Raw genomic sequence first — 16,974 nt, 5'->3', positions numbered from 1 at the left:
AATAAAATGACTAAAATAGCAGTAATCGGATCTGGTACCATGGGAAATGGTATCGCACATACTTTTGCACAATTTGGATACCAGGTAAATCTGGTTGACATTAATCAGGAAGCATTAAACAAAGGATTAAGTACAGTTAGTAAAAACCTTGACAGACAAGTAACTAAAGGAACAATAACTGAGCAGAATAAAACAAAAACATTACAGAATATAACTACTTTTACAGATCTGAAATCAGGTGTTTCCGAAGCGGATCTTATCGTTGAGGCTGCTACTGAAAACCTTGATCTTAAGCTGAAAATCTTCAGAGACCTTGATGCTTATGCAAAACCAGATGCCATATTAGCCAGCAATACTTCTTCTATCTCCATTACGCATATTGCTTCTGTGACCAGCAGAGGAGAAAAGGTAATCGGAATGCATTTCATGAACCCTGTACCTGTAATGAAATTGGTGGAAGTGATTCGTGGATATGCAACATCAGACGAGACTACTTCATTGGTAATGAGTCTATCAGAGAAACTGGGTAAAGCTCCTGTTGAAGTAAATGATTATCCTGGATTTGTAGCTAACCGCATCCTAATGCCAATGATCAATGAAGCTATTTATACTTTATTTGAAGGTGTCGCTGGTGTTGAAGAAATAGATACAGTGATGAAATTGGGTATGGCCCATCCTATGGGCCCGCTGCAACTGGCAGATTTCATCGGACTTGATGTCTGCATGGCAATCCTGAATGTATTACATAAAGGATTCGGCAACCCTAAGTATGCCCCATGCCCTCTTTTAGTGAACATGGTTATGGCTGGCAAAAAAGGGGTGAAATCAGGAGAAGGATTCTACGATTATGCCAATGGTGTGAAAGAGGCGAAACCAGCAGCTAAGTTTTTATCTTAACTTTACAAAATGAACGAAAACCTTGATGCCTCTTCAGAAAGCCTGTCACCCATTGAAAGGGACATAGAGAAGGTCTTGCGCCCCCAGGCTTTTGAAGATTTCACTGGTCAGGAAAAAATCATGGAAAACTTAAAGATCTTCGTTAAAGCAGCAAAACTGCGGGGCGAACCTTTAGACCATGTACTGCTTCACGGCCCTCCGGGATTAGGAAAAACAACGCTTTCTTACATTATCGCCAACGAAATGAGTGTAGGGATTAAAGTGACTTCCGGCCCGGTACTCGATAAACCTGGTGACCTGGCCGGCCTTTTGACTAACCTGGAAACCGGAGATATACTTTTTATTGACGAAATACACCGTTTAAGCCCTCTGGTTGAAGAATATTTGTATTCTGCTATGGAGGATTTTAAAATTGATATAATGCTGGAGAGCGGGCCTAATGCCCGTTCTGTTCAGATTACACTAAATCCCTTTACGCTGGTTGGCGCTACTACACGTTCTGGTCTGTTAACAGCTCCGCTTCGCGCTAGGTTTGGTATTAACTCCAGACTGGCTTATTATGATGCAAAACTGCTGACAACTATCGTGCTGCGTTCATCAGAAATCCTTAAAACACCGATCACGGAAGAAGGTGCTTATGAAATCGCACGCCGCAGCCGTGGTACACCAAGGATTGCTAATGCCCTACTGAGAAGAACAAGGGATTTTGCACAAATCAAAGGAAATGGGACCATCGATACGACTATCGCAAAATATGCGCTAACAGCTTTAAATGTCGATGAACATGGACTGGATGAAATGGATAATAAAATCCTGCTTACAATCATTGATAAGTTTAAAGGTGGCCCGGTTGGTCTGAAAACCATTGCAACCGCTGTTGGTGAAGATGAAGGAACCATTGAAGAAGTATATGAGCCTTTCCTGATTCAGGAAGGTTATATGATGCGCGTACCTCACGCGGAAGAGAAGTGACTGAAGCTGCTTACAAACATCTTAAAAGACAATACCAGGCACAGTCAGGCAAATTATTTTAAGAAATGTGCTTTTAAGGCACCATTTATGTATATGAACAGGTAAATTAGACCCTTCATTTCTTTATTGCTTATAAATGTCTTCATTGACCATTTATAAGCAATAATTGGCTTTAAAATAACGCACATGAATATTGAAACAAGAAAACTGACTCTGGAAGATTATGACGACCTGAAGGAGTCAATGGAGCAGGCATATGATACCCTTGGTGGCCAGATCTGGAGTAAACAGACCATCGCTAAATTACTCAAACTATTTCCCGAAGGCCAGCTCTGTATTGCTGTAGACGATAAAGTAGTGGCCTGTTCACTTGCCTTAATCGTAAATTATGATGAGTATGGTGATAAACATACCTATCAAATGATTACGGGTGGTTATACTTTCTCTACCCATGACCCTAATGGTGATACTTTATATGGGATTGAGATCTTTGTTTCTCCTGAATACAGAGGCTTAAGATTAGGCCGCAGATTATATGAAGCAAGAAAAGAGCTTTGTGAAAGCCTGAATCTAAAAAGTATTATCGCCGGCGGCCGTATTCCAGGCTATCACGAACATGCTGACAAGCTGAGCCCGAGACAATATATAGACAAGGTTAAAGCAAAAGAGATCTATGATCCTACCCTTACTTTCCAGATATCAAATGATTTCCACGTCAGAAAAGTCTTAAAAAACTATCTTCCCGGAGACCATGAGTCTAAAGAGTTTGCCACACTGATTGAATGGAATAATATCTATTATCAGGGCGTTGATGCTTCGGCCCGTTCAGCAAAAACAATTCGAATAGGACTCGTACAATGGCAAATGCGTCTTTTCCCGGATATGGATGCTTTTTATGAACAAGTGGAGTTTTTTGTAGACGCTGTGAGCGGTTATAAGTCCGATTTCATCATGTTCCCTGAACTTTTCAATACCCCGCTTTTACAACCTTACAATCATTTACCAGAAATGGAGGCGATGCGCAAGCTCGCAGAACTAACCCCCGAAATTGTAGAAAAGATCCAAAGCTACGCTGTATCTTACAACGTAAACGTAATCTCCGGCAGTATGCCGATTCTGGAAAACAATAAACTTTACAACGCAACCTATTTGTGTCACAGAAGCGGAAAAACAGAAGAGTACAGAAAAATTCATATCACCCCTAACGAATTGAAATATTACGGTATGGTAGGTGGTGACAAAATACAGGTTTTCGATACCGATTGCGGTAAAATTGGAATCCTGATCTGTTATGACGTTGAATTCCCCGAACTAAGCCGTATTTATGCTGACCAGGGAATGCAAATCCTGTTTGTTCCATTCCTTACAGATACTCAAAATGGTTATACCAGGGTTAGAAGATGTGCACAGGCCAGAGCCATAGAAAACGAATGTTACGTAGCTATTGCTGGTTGTGTAGGTAACTTACCAAAAGTGAATAATATGGATATACAATTCGCACAGTCGGCTGTATTTACCCCTTCAGATTTTGCCTTTCCCACCAATGCAGTAAAAGCTGAAACTACTCCAAACACAGAAATGATGCTTGTTGTAGATGTTGACCTGCATTTACTGGATGAATTACACCATTTCGGTACTGTAAAAATACTAAAAGACCGCCGTACAGACCTTTACGAGGTTCGTTTACTTAAATAGTTATTCTGTTCATAAACTAATATTTTTTTACGTAAGTAATCCAGCGATTACTTACGTAAAAATAACCAATAGATGAGCAGGAGTACTATAATAATGGGTACCCCCCATTTAATTACCGGCCCTGCTCCTTTATCATCAAATTCATTTACCGCTTGCGGTGATGGCCCCGGATCTTCCTTATGTTTCGGGTAATCAGTTTCTATCTCTCTGGGTTTATTTTCGGGATTTTCCTCAAAATGAGGTTCTTCATTTTCCATAATTAACAGTTTAGTTTTAGTCTTAAAGAATAAATTTCACCATTGACCAGGTGCTGAACAACAAGTTATGTTTACCTAGAGAACAACACAATCAACAAAAAGTTTAAATAGCATCAAGTAAAATCAGTACCTGAATTACATCGGGTAAAAACTGGTAACAGTTAAGCTCTATGAGTGATCTATGTTGGGAGGGGGTTGGAAGGGCGATTCGCCCTTCCAACCCCCTCCCAACATAGATGCCTTACAGATGTCTGATATATCACAAACTTATTGGTTTTATTTGAGGATACAGATACTTACCTTTGACTCAGAAATGTACAACAACCCTTCTAAATACAGCCAGCTGATCAAAGATGAAGCCTTAAGACTAGGCTTCATGCAATGTGGTATAGCCAAGGCAGGCTTTTTAGAAGAAGAAGCACCCAGACTTGAAAAGTGGTTAAAAGATAACCGTCATGGTCAAATGAGTTATATGGAAAACCATTTTGACAAAAGACTGAATCCGACACTTCTTGTTGATGATGCAAAATCAGTTATTTCCCTTACACTCAATTACTTTCCCGAAGAACATCAAAGTGATCCTGATGCACCAAAAATCTCCAAATACGCTTACGGAGCCGACTATCACACTGTCATTAAAGACAAACTCTTCTTATTGCTCAATTTCATCGAAGAAAATATAGGCGAGGTAAGCGGCAGAGCCTTTGTTGATTCTGCTCCCGTACTTGACCGTGCATGGGCGAAACGTGCAGGTATAGGCTGGATTGGTAAAAACAGCAATATTATCAGTAAAAAAAAAAGCGGATCATTCTTCTTTTTAGCAGAACTGATCATAGACCTTGATCTTATATATGATGAACCCTTTGCCACTGATCACTGTGGAACCTGTACCAAATGTATTGATGCCTGTCCAACTGATGCGATCCTGTCCCCTTTCATTATTGACGCCACTAAGTGCATCTCCTATCTTACTATTGAGTTAAGAGAAGAAATTCCTAAAAGCTTTGATGATAAAATGGATAACTGGATGTTTGGCTGTGATATTTGTCAGGATGTATGTCCCTGGAACAGATTTTCTGTTCCCCATACAGAACCACAATTTAAACCAAATGAGAATCTACTGGGGATGAAGCGTGAAGACTGGCTGGATATCACCGAAGATGTATTTAAGCAGATCTTTAAAAATTCGGCAGTAAAGCGGACTAAGTTTAAAGGCTTAACCCGCAATATTGATTTCATCAGGCAGATTCCTGATGAAAGTTAATAATTGGCAGCGCTCTGGTGAGCTTATTTAACTGACAAAATGTTATTGTAATCGTTTTTGTCCGGTACATAAGTACTTCCAATCACGATTTTCTTTATTTTTTTATTCGTTTTAAAAGGAATAGAGATCTCCTGTACTGGTTTTTCCCACACACCTATGCTCCAATGCAGTTTTTCAGTAGAATTATCATCATAAGTTAATGTCAGATCAACCGGCAAAGGCTTAAGACTTTTGTTTTCTACTTTAAAAGTATAACCATCATCAGTTTATCAGCAGCAGCAACAATTCCCAGATCAATTTCACCCTCGTCAAAGAACCAGCGTTTCCAGAACCAATCCATGTTCTTCCCAGCTCCTTCATTCATACTATAGAAGAAGTCAAATGGCATAGGATGTTTACCATTCCAAGCCTCAATATAATGATGTAATGCTTTGGTAAACAACTCATCACCTAAATAATCCTTAACAAATAAATAACCTAAAGCAGGTTTAGGATAAGAATTTGTAAAAGAGCCCGCCCCTTTTAAATCCGGGGTAAGTGTCATAACAGGTGTATCATCTTTTGTACCAGAACTGAATCCTGTAGGCTGTATACCATATAAGTCAACCATCGTAGAATCGATCAGTGGAGAATTTAACCACTCCCCTATAGTTGCCCATCCCTCATCCATCCAGCCATATTTAGTCTCATTGATTCCCATGTAAAAAGGAAACATGGTATGAAAAATTTCATGGATAGTTAAGGTAATCGCATTTTCACGTTTATCAACAGGATTATCATTGACCATCATAGGATATTCCATCTGGTCAAGACCATCAAAAACAGTCTCATGCGCATAAGGATATGGCCATTTAGGGAATTTATAACTCATGGCCTCCACAGATTTACGGGCAAAATCTATCACTTCATAATAATCCTTGTGAATTGGATTAAATGCAGCATCTACACGGGTTCTTCTCCTGGTTTTTGGATCAACTACCAAACTGCTGGATTTCCATAAATAGTGATTACTTGTAGCAAATACAAAATCAGTCACATTCTTCGCTTCAAATTTCCACGTGTTAAAATCCTGATTTTTAGTAACTGTATGCGTAGCAAGATCGTTATCATTAATTACGTTAACCACACTATCCACCTGTTCAGCTAACGTAATTCTGTCAGCGATTTTCTTTTGCAGCACGTTTTTAGCGTTCATCAGATCTCCGGTTGCCCAGATTACATAATCTTTAGGAACCGTTACAGCGGCTTTGAAAGTACAGAAATCGTTATAAAATTCGGCGTCTCCCAGGTAAGGATACTTGTTCCAGCCATCTATATCATCATAAACAGTGATCCGGGGAAAGAAATAAGCAACAAAATAAGAACCTTCATCCACCATACCAGTTCTGTTATGTGAACCTTTGTTGAGTGTATACTCGTAGGCAATCTTAACTTTGATACTTTTACCAGGAGCCAATGCAGCAATTGAAGTGTGCATATTTGTTCCGTCAATATTCAGCGCAGCAGCCGAAACCGATTTATCATTAATTGATAATGAACCAATCTTTACACCTTCGCCCAAATCTTTATCAGCAACCTTAGATGCACGGGGGCTCCCGTCTTTATACAAATTTGGATATAGCTTAAACCAAACTTCCTTCAACGTATCAGGACTCTGGTTCTTATAAATTACATCGACAGTACCTTTTAACAATCCTGATACCGGATCAAAATCTACTTTAAGATCATAATCAGCAGTATTTTGCCAGTACTTCAAACCTGGCCTGCCATTCACGGCTCTTGTCCCTTTTGTATAGGCCTGCTGAAATTCCGGAGGAACCGGCAAACTCTGTTGTGCAAAAACGCTCAGTCCTATCATACTAAATAAGCTGAGCATTGTTATTTTCTTCATTTGCTGAATTTATGTAAAAAACCTGCATTACAGACAATAATGCAGGTTTTCATTTGTTTATTTTCCGAATTTCATTTTTAATTGTTCGAGCATATCAGGCGTGACATTCACCGCTGGTTTCTCTTTTTTAGGCTGTGGAGCAGGCTGTCTTACTTGCCCTCCGGTTTGTTGTGGCCTTGGCTGTGCTGCTACAGGCTTAGGTTTTACAGGATTAGCCTGTTCCGCTGGTCTTGGTGCTGAAGGCATTTTAGCAGCTCTGCTTAATTCCTTTTTCTTGTTCCAGCGTGTCCAGATTTCTTCTAGTTTTTTCTTTGTATATAATGGGAAATCACCTTGTTTCATCCAGGCATAATAACTAGGCTCAGTGTCAAATACATTTCTACTGTCTTGTTTTTATGTTTTCCGAAATTAAACACCTCTTCATCATTTTCGTTGAAGACCATTCTTCCTGCAAAATCAACAGGTTTGTTCATGTTTGTAAAAGCATGAAGCGAGTCTACATCATTTTTAACTGGCTGAGAGATATTACCTTGTTTATCTTCAAAATCTACATTTTCATAACGATCCAGCTGTGCTAATAATACATGATAAGTAGCTTTAATATCTGCTTCTGCAGAGTGTGCATTGATAATATCTTTATCACAGTAGAATTTATAAGCAGCACGCAAAGTACGTTGCTCCATTTGGTGGAATACATTTTGTACATCAACAAACTTTCTGCCGGTCATGTCAAAATCTACACCAACTCTTAGAAATTCTTCCAATAATACAGGAATATCGAAGCGGTTTGAATTATAACCTGCAAGGTCAGCATCACCAATAAATCCGGCAATTTCCGCAGCTACTTCTCTAAATTTAGGGGCATCAGCAATATGCTCATCATAAATTCCGTGAATCAATGAAGATTGCAACGGGATTGGCATTTCTGGATGAATGCGTAATGTTTTTACCAGCTCAGATCCATCTGGCATAGCTTTTAAAATTGCAATTTCAACGATACGATCAGAACCTACGTTAACTCCGGTAGTTTCCAGATCAAAAAAAGCAAGAGGACGGATTAGATTTAATTTCATCTATTTTATTAGTTTTTTAATGGGTCAGAGGGTAATGCAATTTCACGTAATTTACTTCTTTGGCAGCGTAAATTTCATTTTAACTCAGGAAAACAATTCCTAAACCTATACCAATTATCATAATAAGATACATTAATATTTCGGTAGTAGCGAATTTCTTATACTTAGTCCAAAATGATATTTCGTGTTTTGTGGCTTCCATCTATATTTTTTATATCAATTTTAATCTTTTACAGGCCCTGCTTTGATCAGTACACGCTGATAAGCAGGGAGGTTCAAATCATCTACGATCACACCACGTGTATGAGGCATGAACAAAGTAACCATGATTAAGATAAACGCCCACATGATCAATTCCATTGCCCCCGAAAGAGAAAAAGATTAAATCTCCCTCTTTAAGCTGCGAAATGTTTTTCTGTTTAATCACTTCAGCCTGGTCTCTGGATCTTCTCGGTAAGTTTACTCCATAAATCTCCTTATTCAAAAGTAAGGCAAATCCTGAACAATCTATCCCTCTTTTATCCAGTCCTCCCAATCTGTATCTAACCCCTGTCCAGTCAGTAATGAACCGGTACAGCGATTTATTTTGCACTTCTGACAGAACTTCTGCAGCCTTCGCTCCTCTAGTATCTTTATATGCTGCATGTTTTCTGCTTCCACAGGAAGAAAAGAAAGCCATTGCGGCCAACACTATGATCAGATGAGAGGCGCGTACACTGCGTAAAATCATATTTCTGTTTTTAGTTTTTAATTAGTCTCTGTATCTCATCGAGTTTCAATAGAGCTTCTACAGGAGTCAGTACATTGACATCAAGGTTATTCAGCATATCCCTGATCTGCACCAGAACCGGGTCATCCACAGCAAACATATGCAATTGATAAGCCTGATTCTGAACCTTCTTGAAACTGTCCTTAATACTCTGGCCTTCTGTTCTGTCTATTTCCAGCTTTTTAAGGATTTCATTAGCCCTGTTAATCAGTTTTGGTGGCATACCAGCTATTTTAGCCACATGTATACCAAAACTATGCTCGCTGCCACCGGGCACCAGTTTACGCAGGAATATAATTTTGTTGCCCACTTCTTTAACAGAAACATTGAAATTCCTGATCCGGTTCATTGTTCCGGCCAGTTCATTCAACTCGTGGTAATGTGTGGCGAATAATGTTTTAGGCCTTGCTGAAGGATGCGTGTGCAAAAATTCTGCAATTGCCCATGCAATAGAAATACCATCATAAGTACTCGTACCTCTACCAATTTCATCCAGAAGGATCAAGCTTCTATCGGATATATTATTCAGGATACGCGCTGTTTCATTCATTTCTACCATGAATGTACTTTCTCCGGAAGAAAGATTGTCAGAAGCCCCTACACGGGTAAAGATCTTGTCCACCAAGCCAATATGTGCAGCTTTAGCAGGAACAAAACAGCCCATTTGCGCCATTAAAACAATAATACCAGTCTGTCTTAGAATTGCCGATTTACCCGACATATTGGGTCCGGTAATAATGATCAGCTGCTGTGTATCGTTATCGAGGTAAACATCATTGGTAATATACTCTTCCCCTACTGGTAAACGTTTTTCAATTACAGGATGTCTTCCACCTTTAATATCCAATACTTTTGTAGCATTCATTAAAGGTTTAACATAATGATTTTTAAGGGCTAATTGCGCGAAACACAAAAGCACATCAAGCTGGGCAACCAAAAAGGCATTCAATTGGATTGGTCTGATATAAGCAGCTACCTGCTGGATCAATGCCTCATAAAGACGTACCTCAATCAGCTGAATTTTATCTTCAGCAGCACCTAAGATCTGTTCTTCGTATTCTTTAAGTTCAGGAGTAATATACCTTTCTGCATTAACAAGCGTTTGTTTACGACTCCATTCGGCAGGTACTTTATCCTTGTGGGTATGTGTTACTTCCAGATAGTATCCGAAAACATTATTAAAAGATATTTTCAGAGATGGAATTCCGGTCTTTGCGGCCTCACGTTTTTGAATTTCCACCAAAAAGTCCTTACCGCCTGATGAAATTTTACGGAGCCTGTCCAGTTCTTCGTCAATACCGTCGGCAATTACATTCCCTTTAATTAATAATGCAGGAGGATCTTGCTGAAGCTGCTTCTCTAAGGTTTCACGTATACTTAAACAAGGATCAAGCTGCTCTGCCAGCTTTGTTAAATATGGATTTTCAGCTGTTAAAGCTGTTTCCTTTATTTCTTCAATATGATATAGTGCTTTTTTAAGCTGACTCAATTCTCTTGGACCACATTTTTGCAAACCTACTTTAGAAATCAGCCTTTCCAGATCGCCGATAAGTTTTACATGTGTTAAAAACTCTTCAATCATCCCTTCGTGGGCCACCATAAATTCAACTGTCCCTAAACGTTCCTGTATAGGTTTCAGTTCCTTTAAAGGCATGACAATCCATTTATGAAGCATTCTGGCCCCCATTGGAGTGGAAGTCTGATCCAGCACATTAAAAAGCGTCATGGCATTTTCATTCGCCGAACTCACCAGTTCCAGGTTACGGACAGTAAAACGGTCGAGCCACATATAGGTGTCTTCTTCCAAACGGGAGATCGCAGTAATGTGTTTTAAATTCTTGTGTTCTGTTTCATTTAAATAATGCAGAACGATACCCGCAGCAACTATCCCGGTCTGGATTTTATCTACACCAAACCCCTTTAAAGAAGTAACTTCAAAATGTTTATTTAAGATTTCATTGGCATAGTCGCTCGTAAAAGCCCAGTCGTCCATTGGAAAAGTATAGAACTTATCTCCAAACAATTCAAAGAATTCCTGACGTTTACTCTTTTGGAAGATAACTTCTGTAGGTTTAAAGCCCTGAAGAAGTTTGTCTATATATTCCGCATTACCTTGTGCTACATGGAATTCACCTGTGGATATATCCACAAATGATACACCTATCATAGCCTTATCAAAGTATACAGCCCCTAAGTAGTTATTAGATTTCTGGCTGATAATATTATCATTATAAGCCACTCCGGGTGTAACCAGTTCGGTCACCCCGCGTTTAACAATAGTTTTAGTCGTTTTAGGATCTTCCAGCTGATCGCAAATTGCAACACGCTGCCCTGCACGGACTAATTTTGAGAGGTAGGTATCCAATGAATGATGAGGAAAACCTGCCAGCTCTATATATGCTGCTGCACCATTCGCCCTCCTGGTCAGTACTATACCAAGTATCTGAGAGGTTTTAATGGCATCCTCGCCAAAAGTCTCATAAAAATCCCCAACCCTAAACAATAATAATGCATCAGGATACTTTGCCTTGATCGCACTGTGCTGCTGCATTAATGGTGTTTCTTTCGTCTTATCTTTAGCCAAAATATATGTTACGTTACAAAAATGTAAATATACTATCTAAGGATTAGCTTTAGGTTTTTTTTTGAAAAAATAAGGCGTAAGAATTACAACATTTTTCACCTACAACTGTTCTATATAGGATAAAAACAGGGATAGAGCCTCTCTTTTCTGAGCTGTAAGTTCAAAATCCAGCTTGTGCATCAGGTAATCGTCCAGATCAAAAATCGGGTTCACCGGAAGGGTTTTGAGCAATTCTTTTCGCGCTGCTAAACCAGTTTTCAAAGCCACATTGAACTCATTTATAAACTCTTCAGGAATAACTTTATTAGCTACCCATGCTGCATATACAAAAGGAAGCCCGGTGAAATTCATCCACTCCTCTCCCATGTCATAAGCAAAGGCATAATCATCTTTTTTGCCAAACGTCCTGTCGCCAATTAAAACTATTGCGTCGGTAATTGCATTCAAATCAGTCGTACAAATTACCTCTTGTTTAAAATGAAACTTTAACAATACGCGTGCTAAATTATTCGATGTTCTCGAATGACTGTCTAAACGTAAGGTCTTAATTTCGTTTACAGGGACATTGCTGAAAATGAATACTGAATTTACAGCACCTACCGAACCAATGCAATAATCAGAGATAATGTTTGCATTCGGTACATGCGGAATTGCCGCTACCGGGATTAAACCTACATCTACTGTACCGTCAATTAATTTGGCGGCGCAATCCGAAGGGATATCTAAACTTAAATCTATTTGATTGATTAATCCGGAATGATTGATCCCGTAAATAAAAGGCTTGGTATTGGTATAGGCAACAGCAGAAATTCTGATCTTATTCAATGTTATGCGTTTAAATGGTCGGTATTGTTTTGGGCGATAATTGTGAAAGTATCACCTGTCAGATTAAGTCTGTAAAGACCAGTATTCTGATGAGGAAAATCATACATGGCTGATAATGGTTTATTATTAGTCAGCAAACACATTAATAAACGTAATGAACGTCCATGCATACAGATCAGTATCAATTTTTCAGCAGTCCTGCTTTTAATAACTTCAACAATTCCGTTTAATCTGACAGCTACATCTGCCGGACTTTCGCCACCTGCAAAATGCGCATCATAATCACCCGACTGCCACTTCTCTGTGATATCTTTAAAAGCACCAATAACCAGTTCGCTGGTATGCTGACCTTCAAATTCGCCCCAGGCCAGTTCATCAAGCTCTGTATGTTTTTCCCAGGGAATTCCTGCGTCAATAAACTGCTGAACAGTTTGTTGTGTCCTTTTGAGAACTGAGGTATAAACCTTTTCAAAAGGGATGTCTTTATATAATTGATAAAAAGCAGCGCCCTGAGCTCTTCCAGTATCGTTAAGATCACTGTCTATCCCTCTGCCCTGTATAATTCCTTGTTTATTCAAATCCGTCTCGCCATGACGAATGATATATATTTCCTTATCCATTAATTAATTAATAACCGGGAGCTTATAATACTGAGGTTTAGCCTCTTCTTCAAAAACAAAATCTGTGTAATCTGTCACTACATTATAAAAAGTATCTCTTTCTATTGGCTGACGGTTAACCTGTTTAATCAGGTTCGCAAGCTCGCGGGTACTCATTCCTGGCGTTTGCTCTTCAGCACCTGCCATAGAGTAGATTTTCGTCGTATCGTCGAGCGTACCATCAATATCATCAACTCCAAAGTTTAAAGAAAGCTGTGCTGTCTGACGGCTGATCATTGCCCAGTAGGCTTTGATATGATCAAAATTATCAAGGTAAATACGGGCTACGGCATAATTTCTTAAATCTTCAATCACAGAAACTTCCGGAACATGTTCCATCTGGTTATTCTGATTTCTGAATTTAAGTGGAATAAATGCCTGGAAACCGTTTGTTTTATCTTGTAACTGACGTAAACGCTCCATATGGTCTACCCTGTGCTTAAATTCTTCAATGTGACCATATAACATGGTAGCATTTGTTTTTAAGCCTAGTTTATGTGCCTGCTCATGAATATCAAGCCATTGTTCAGCAGTACATTTATCATTCGCTATTTTCTCTCTTACTTCCGGATGAAAAATTTCTGCTCCACCACCTGGCATAGAATCCAGTCCGGCTTCCTTAAAATATTTCAATCCATCATAATGACTTAATTTAGCCTTTTTGAAGATATAATAACATTCAACTGGTGTTAATGCTTTGATGTGTAACCTAGGGCGGTGTGCTTTTACTCTTTTAAAGAACTCAGCATAGAATTCAAGATTTTGTTTAGGTACTACCCCTCCTGTGACGTGAACTTCCGTTACCGGTTCATCATCATATTTTTTTTTTCAGGATATCCATCATCCCGTCAACACTCATTTCCCAACCGTCTTCTTTATTTTTAATCAGACGGGAATAAGAACAGAAATTGCAGGTATATATGCAAACATTAGTGGGTTCGATATGAAAATTCCGGTTGAAGTAAGTCTTGTCTCCGTGCTTCTGTTCTCTGATATAATTTGCCAAAACGCCCAAAAAACCCAGTTCGGCATGTTCATATAAGTAAACACCTTCATCGAAAGTGATCCTTTCTTTTTGCTGAACTTTTAATGCTATCCCTCTCAGTTCCTGAGATAAATCAGCATTGTCCAGTATAAAAGTAAGCTTTGCAGTCGTATCCATCTTTGATTGATTTATAGGTCAAAAGTAAGATAAAATCAACATAACAAGGCGTAACAATAATTTAAGGCTGTCAGTTTTGTGTCAAAGCTAAATATCAGGGTTATTTATCAGAGGTACTTAAGACCAGTTTATTTGTTCAGAATGTCTTTGATTTTCGGCAACATCAACTTAAACCATGCCGTGTATTGATCGGGCTGCAAAGCAACATCTTCTTCAATAGCATCCAGGCAGAGATATTTCCAGTCAGCTACTTCTTCCGGATTAGGTACAGGAGACTGATTTGTTGTACCAAAAAAAAAAAAATGATCCAATTCATGTTCTGTTAATCCATTCTCAAATTCAGCTTTATAAATAAAACTAAACTGATGTGATAAATCACAGGCAATATTCATTTCCTCCTTTAACCTTCGGTGTGCAGCATCGATCAGCACTTCCGCTGGCCTGGGATGAGAACAGCAGGTATTAGTCCATAACGAAGGAGTATGATATTTTCCGGTCGCGCGTTTTTGTAGCAGGAATTCATTTTTATCATTGAAAATAAAGACAGAAATTGCACGATGAAGTAAGCCCAGCTGATGTGCACTCAGTTTCTCCATAATACCTATTTCATTATCCTCCTTATCAACCAGCGACACGTATTCTATCATAACATCTATTTCAGCTGCAAAGATAAAAATTAAAAACAAGCTGCAGAACTTGATTATACATCATAAAAAAGCTGCCTCTTGTTTGGGAGAGGCAGCTCAGCTGGTGTTTGTTTGATGTAAAGTCTTATTTCATCGCTTTTGTAAAGTTCAATATAATATAAGCTGGATTTTTTCCATAATCAACAGGTGATTTTAATACCAGATTATCTCCTGTAGCCTGCGATAAAATCAGTCTGTAACCTTCAGTTACATTCTTAGCTTTATCTCCTTCATACAGTTTTTTGAATTGGAAAGTTTGATCTGCTGTACTCACTGACCAAAAAATGCTTTGTGTTTTTGTTGGACAATCAGCAGTTCCCGGAAGCAGGTATGATCCATTTCCGCTATTGGTTAATTTCCATGTACTACCAATAAAACATTTGTAAGAAGCTTCGTTAAAAAGAGATTTTACATTCATAGCTGGTACACCATCAAATGTAATGTCGTTTAACACCCAATTTCCAGACACATTTCCTCTTTTCAAGGTAGCACCTGCACCACCCTTAGGTGAACAGCCTTGTAAAACCATCAATGAACTACATAAAATGGCCGCTATAACTAATATTCTTTTCATATCTTGTATTTTCGAAAACAGCTTACATAAATCCTGCCAAAAAACGCCAAAAACCTAAATTCTATGCAGACAGAAACGATTGCTATACATGCCGGAAATCTAACCCACAGTGCCACAGGGGATGTAACCCCGCCAATTAGCCTCTCAACTACATTTTTCAGGGATGAAAATGGTAGCTACCCTGGCGGACATATGTATAGCCGTGTCAGCAACCCTAACCGTTCTGCACTGGAAAAAGTAATGGCTGATCTGGAAAAAGGTGCAGATGCATGTGCTTTTTCTTCTGGAAATACAGCCGGAATGACTGTTTTTCAGGCCTTACCTCCGGGTAGCCATATTATTGCACCTGATGATATGTACTGGGGTTTCAAAAAACAATTGCAGTCAATTTTTGAGGGAATACTGAGCATAGATTTTATTGATCTTACTGTGGTCAGTGAAATAGAAAAACATATCAAAAGCAACACAGTAATGATATGGGTTGAAACACCTTCTAATCCATTATTAAAGGTTACAGATTTATCTGCTGTTTCTGAAATAGCTAAAAAGCATCAATTAACCTTTGCCTGTGACAGTACTTTCGCTTCTCCTTGTTTCCAAAATCCTATTCTGCATGGCGCAGATCTTGTCATGCATTCTTCTACTAAATATATTGGCGGCCACAGTGATGTGCTGGGTGGTATTTTAGTCACTGCTGTTCAGGATGAATTATGGGAAAGAATCAGAAATATTCAGCAAACTGGCGGCGCGGTACCCTCTCCTTTTGATTGCTTCCTGTTATTAAGAAGTATCAAGACCTTACCATACAGAATGCGGGGACATGCAGCAAATGGTATGGCACTTGCAAAATATTTATCTGCACACTCAAAAGTAGAGGCTGTATTTTACCCCGGACTCCCTTCTCATCCTCAGCATGAAATCGCAAAAAAACAAATGGGTGGATTTTCCGGTATGTTATCTGTATTGGTCAGGGGGGATGCGAGAAAAGTAGTCAATAAGGTCAAACTATTTGCCCAGGCAACGAGCCTTGGTGGTGTAGAGAGTTTAATTGAACACCGCGCTTCGGTAGAAGGCCCGGACACTAAAACCCCACAGAATTTAATTCGGATATCTGTTGGACTAGAACATATTGATGACCTTATTGCTGATCTGGAGCAGGCTTTAGCCTAAAAAAACATGCTAAACCACATTTTAACAGGGTACAATATTCATTTTAAGTTACTTACAAACAGAATCTTAATTATTTTTCAGAATATTATTTTGAGATTAGAGACAAAAGCTCTACATTTGTAATTATATAGTGAAAGCTATTCAAGTCAACCCACAATCTGGGTTTGATTTATAAAGAAGTGGCGAGAGACAGGCTCCGTGACCCACTGGCAACCCTCCCAAATGGAGAAGGTGCCAATTCCTGACCAGTTAACATAGTGTTTTCTGGAAAGATAAATTAAGACAAAATGAAAACAAATCACCAACCATCACAATCAGGCGAACCTGTTTCTTACACGATTAAACACCTGCAAATTATTGCATGTATGTGTTGTTGCATCGGCTAACAACAACAATCTTCCACGTAAAATTAGTTTTATTTCAACCGGAAGGCCTTTTTTCAGAGGTATGCAATCCCTTATACGGATTTTGCAATAGCATAAAACCCCGTATCTGT

General features: G+C 38.9%; 13 protein-coding genes, 3 pseudogenes and 1 riboswitch. Of the genes and pseudogenes, 5 read left to right on the top strand and 11 right to left on the bottom strand.

Annotation, left to right across the window (positions count from 1 at the left end):
* The first annotated feature begins 6 nt into the window (after positions 1–6).
* The 3 genes and pseudogenes from ACWYN3_RS06235 (at position 7) to ACWYN3_RS06225 (ending at position 3,564) form a co-directional block, all read left to right on the top strand.
* Entirely contained in the window at positions 7–897 is an 891-nt protein-coding gene (locus ACWYN3_RS06235) for a 3-hydroxybutyryl-CoA dehydrogenase (RefSeq protein WP_456220356.1), read from the top strand.
* Between the two features lie 9 nt (positions 898–906).
* Positions 907–1,931, top strand: a pseudogene (gene ruvB / locus ACWYN3_RS06230) (Holliday junction branch migration DNA helicase RuvB).
* A 124-nt stretch (positions 1,932–2,055) separates the two neighbouring features.
* Positions 2,056–3,564 (top strand): GNAT family N-acetyltransferase, encoded by a 1,509-nt coding sequence (locus ACWYN3_RS06225; RefSeq protein WP_456220355.1) that lies wholly within the window; start codon positions 2,056–2,058, stop codon positions 3,562–3,564.
* Between the two features lie 47 nt (positions 3,565–3,611).
* Here ACWYN3_RS06225 and ACWYN3_RS06220 read toward each other — a convergent pair whose 3' ends face one another.
* Positions 3,612–3,821 (bottom strand): hypothetical protein, encoded by a 210-nt coding sequence (locus tag ACWYN3_RS06220; protein ID WP_456220354.1) that lies wholly within the window; start codon positions 3,819–3,821, stop codon positions 3,612–3,614.
* A 313-nt stretch (positions 3,822–4,134) separates the two neighbouring features.
* Between ACWYN3_RS06220 and queG the strand changes: the two genes are divergently transcribed.
* Positions 4,135–5,085 carry a tRNA epoxyqueuosine(34) reductase QueG gene (gene queG, locus ACWYN3_RS06215; protein ID WP_456222904.1) on the top strand — a complete coding sequence of 317 codons (951 nt, stop codon included), beginning with the start codon at positions 4,135–4,137 and terminating at the stop codon, positions 5,083–5,085.
* Positions 5,086–5,108: 23 nt separating this feature from the next.
* Here the strand turns inward: queG and ACWYN3_RS06210 are convergent, their stop codons facing one another.
* From ACWYN3_RS06210 to ACWYN3_RS06165, 10 genes and pseudogenes are all read right to left on the bottom strand, one after another.
* Positions 5,109–5,303, bottom strand: a complete 195-nt coding sequence (locus tag ACWYN3_RS06210; protein ID WP_456220353.1) for a hypothetical protein — start codon at positions 5,301–5,303, stop codon at positions 5,109–5,111.
* A gap of 20 nt (positions 5,304–5,323) precedes the next feature.
* Positions 5,324–6,976 carry a M1 family metallopeptidase gene (locus ACWYN3_RS06205; RefSeq protein ID WP_456220352.1) on the bottom strand — a complete coding sequence of 551 codons (1,653 nt, stop codon included), beginning with the start codon at positions 6,974–6,976 and terminating at the stop codon, positions 5,324–5,326.
* 57 nt (positions 6,977–7,033) lie between these two features.
* A pseudogene (locus ACWYN3_RS06200) lies at positions 7,034–8,049 on the bottom strand (exonuclease domain-containing protein).
* Positions 8,050–8,329: 280 nt separating this feature from the next.
* Complete coding sequence (locus tag ACWYN3_RS06195) at positions 8,330–8,779, bottom strand: C40 family peptidase (protein WP_456220351.1); 450 nt, start codon at positions 8,777–8,779, stop codon at positions 8,330–8,332.
* Positions 8,780–8,789: 10 nt separating this feature from the next.
* Positions 8,790–11,402: a DNA mismatch repair protein MutS gene (gene mutS / locus ACWYN3_RS06190; protein WP_456220350.1), complete on the bottom strand. Its 2,613-nt coding sequence runs from the start codon at positions 11,400–11,402 to the stop codon at positions 8,790–8,792.
* A 99-nt stretch (positions 11,403–11,501) separates the two neighbouring features.
* Positions 11,502–12,227, bottom strand: a complete 726-nt coding sequence (locus ACWYN3_RS06185) for a menaquinone biosynthetic enzyme MqnA/MqnD family protein (RefSeq protein WP_456220349.1) — start codon at positions 12,225–12,227, stop codon at positions 11,502–11,504.
* A 2-nt stretch (positions 12,228–12,229) separates the two neighbouring features.
* Positions 12,230–12,847 (bottom strand): histidine phosphatase family protein, encoded by a 618-nt coding sequence (locus ACWYN3_RS06180; RefSeq protein WP_456220348.1) that lies wholly within the window; start codon positions 12,845–12,847, stop codon positions 12,230–12,232.
* A gap of 3 nt (positions 12,848–12,850) precedes the next feature.
* A pseudogene (gene mqnE / locus ACWYN3_RS06175) lies at positions 12,851–14,048 on the bottom strand (aminofutalosine synthase MqnE).
* 128 nt (positions 14,049–14,176) lie between these two features.
* A complete protein-coding gene (gene idi / locus ACWYN3_RS06170) occupies positions 14,177–14,695 on the bottom strand; it encodes an isopentenyl-diphosphate Delta-isomerase (RefSeq protein WP_456220347.1) in 519 nt (172 codons plus the stop codon).
* A 124-nt stretch (positions 14,696–14,819) separates the two neighbouring features.
* Positions 14,820–15,308: a hypothetical protein gene (locus tag ACWYN3_RS06165; protein WP_456220346.1), complete on the bottom strand. Its 489-nt coding sequence runs from the start codon at positions 15,306–15,308 to the stop codon at positions 14,820–14,822.
* Positions 15,309–15,371: 63 nt separating this feature from the next.
* Between ACWYN3_RS06165 and ACWYN3_RS06160 the strand changes: the two genes are divergently transcribed.
* Positions 15,372–16,478 carry a trans-sulfuration enzyme family protein gene (locus ACWYN3_RS06160; RefSeq protein ID WP_456220345.1) on the top strand — a complete coding sequence of 369 codons (1,107 nt, stop codon included), beginning with the start codon at positions 15,372–15,374 and terminating at the stop codon, positions 16,476–16,478.
* Between the two features lie 166 nt (positions 16,479–16,644).
* Positions 16,645–16,757, top strand: a riboswitch (SAM riboswitch).
* Positions 16,758–16,974: the final 217 nt, after the last annotated feature.

This window comes from Pedobacter sp. NJ-S-72, from assembly GCF_053890575.1.
This window is presented reverse-complemented; position numbering and strand designations above follow the sequence as displayed.